Origin of the sequence: Campylobacter gastrosuis, assembly GCF_030249845.1 — a bacterium.
Classification (GTDB): Bacteria; Campylobacterota; Campylobacteria; order Campylobacterales; family Campylobacteraceae; genus Campylobacter_A; species Campylobacter_A gastrosuis.
The window spans coordinates 1-2,105 of sequence record NZ_JANURM010000050.1; the positions used below are offsets into that span (position 1 = coordinate 1).

The following is a 2,105-nucleotide window of genomic DNA, read 5'->3' on the forward strand; positions in this document are numbered from 1 at the left end:
CTGTTCTAAAATTTCACGCTCACTTGCCCTTTTTGCTTCATCTTGTGCTTGTGCTTGTGCGTTTAGTGTTTGTTCTTGCTCCGTGCTTCTCATCTTTTGCATAGCATTAAGCATAGCTTCGCTTATGTCATCTTTACTTAAAGTAGGCGTGACAACTTGTGGTTGTCCTGCTGTCGCTATCTCTTGTGCTTCTTGCTCCGCCTCTGCGTTTTGTGCTTGTGCTTCTTGTGTCTCCCCTGCGTTTTCAAACTCGCCAAGTAGTGCGTTAATTGCGTCTTGTTCTGTCATTGTTCATCTCCTTTATAATTTAATATATAATTTAAAATTTCATCAATCAAAGCGACCCTATCAATCGCCCTTAATCTCTCGCTCTCGCTTTTATCCTTGCTAAACGCTAGGGCTGTATTTGTAGCACTCGTGGCCAATAAAAACCCCAAAAGCTCTTTAAATGCCTTGTTGTGAGATAGGCTCACTAGCTCCTTGTTGTGCGTTAAGTGGCTCGTTAGCTCCTGCGTTAGCTGTTTGGTTAAAATCGTTCGCAACATTTTGGTTTTCTCCTAAAATCTGACTTTCTAGCTCGGCTTTTTTCTCATCGCCTAAATATTCAGCTGTATTTTTAATGCCATAAAGCGGTAAGATATCACGGATTATTTTTTCGTTCGCTCTTAAAACTTTTGCCATACCTTGTGCGTCGCCAATTTGTGCGTATAATCCAAAATGAGCGTTTAGGGCTTGACTTGCCTGTATTAGGCTGTTTTTTTGCACCTCTTTATTTAACGCACCAATGCCAGTATTTAGCGTAACTCTAAAACTAGGCACCAGCTCACGCTCATACCCTGCAAAAAACTCTTTTGCCCCATAACGCCAAATAAGCATCGCAAGGCGTTCAAACAACGGCTCAAAAAAGGTTTCGTTAAAAGTCCTAATGTAGCCTTGCAGCCTAACACTGCCCTCGTTTGCCATAATCTGGCTCATTGTTGCAGTTTCGGCTCTTGCTGTTGTAGCTCCGTTTTGCTGAGGGCTTACTCCACTAACTTCGCTCATTTCGTTATCAATTAGGCTTATATTTTGCACTGCAAAGCCTAAATTTGGCGGTGGGAGTATATTAACAGCCCCGGGGTCAGCGGTAAAAGTTGGTCCAGCACTCTCTAAATCTCTACGGCTTACGTTTGCAGAAAGCCCCATTAAAATTTTAGGGTTTATCTGTCTATTTATGCCGTCAATCATCGCATTACGTGCAAAATTCATCTCATCTTGGAGCGGTAAAATACTAGCAAGTGGCGGTTCGCCATAAGCTACGACAAAAACACTCTCATCATACGCCCTAACTTGCGGTAACATATAGCCGATTATAAACGGGCAGCCGTCTTTTAATTTAACATTTTCTCTTAAAACTGCTCCGCTCTCATCAATCGTGCTTAATATCCATTCGCCGCTAATCTCTTGCTCGTAAATATCATAAACATTTACTCGCTCATACTCTAAATTTTCACTCTCTAAAATAGCACTAACCGCCTCTTTATCATACACCCCTTTTTTTGCTAGTGCTTTTATGTCATCGTGAGTTAAACTTATGCGATTGACTATGTACCTTATGTCATCGTGGTCTTTTGCGTTTGGGTCAAAATAAACGTCATCTAACTCCACCTCCTCAATAACAGGCATACCATTACGCCAGAACACCTTTGCAACAGCCGTGCCTAAAAAGGGGATTTTTTGAAAAATCGGCATAAAAATTTTATATAGCTTAATCATCTCGCAATAGTAATTTAATGCCTCTTGCCACTTATTAATAACCTTTTGCACTGAGTTAATATAGCCTTCTAATTTTGCAAATTCATCGTTATTAAAATATGTTTCGCTTAGGCTATCAGTTATCCGCTTAGCCTTTGCGTTTAGCTTTGGGATAAATAAATTTGCCTTGCCACGCTCTTTAAGGCTTAAAGCCTTGTCCTCATCAAGTGCTAATAAATAAGCCCTGTTTAGCTTGTCAAAGCTAGGCTTATAATGATTAAAGCCGTCAATGGCTCTAATTTTTAGCTCGGTTAATCTTGCTTGTGCATCCATTTAATAGCCTTGAATTTCTAGCTCAAAACCTTTAACAA

Annotated in this window: 3 protein-coding genes; all 3 read right to left on the reverse strand. The window is 40.4% G+C overall.

The features are described from left to right. Positions 1–288 (reverse strand): hypothetical protein (locus NYG85_RS11985; RefSeq protein ID WP_284938900.1); only part of this gene is annotated, 288 nt, incomplete at its 3' end. After that, positions 285–437 (reverse strand): hypothetical protein, encoded by a 153-nt coding sequence (locus tag NYG85_RS11990; RefSeq protein WP_284938889.1) that lies wholly within the window; start codon positions 435–437, stop codon positions 285–287. The genes NYG85_RS11990 and NYG85_RS11985, both read right to left, overlap by 4 nt. Before the next feature lie 7 nt (positions 438–444). Next, the gene (locus NYG85_RS11995; RefSeq protein WP_284938902.1) at positions 445–2,067 is read right to left on the reverse strand and encodes a portal protein; all 1,623 of its coding nucleotides are present in this window, start codon (positions 2,065–2,067) and stop codon (positions 445–447) included. Positions 2,068–2,105 lie beyond the last annotated feature (38 nt).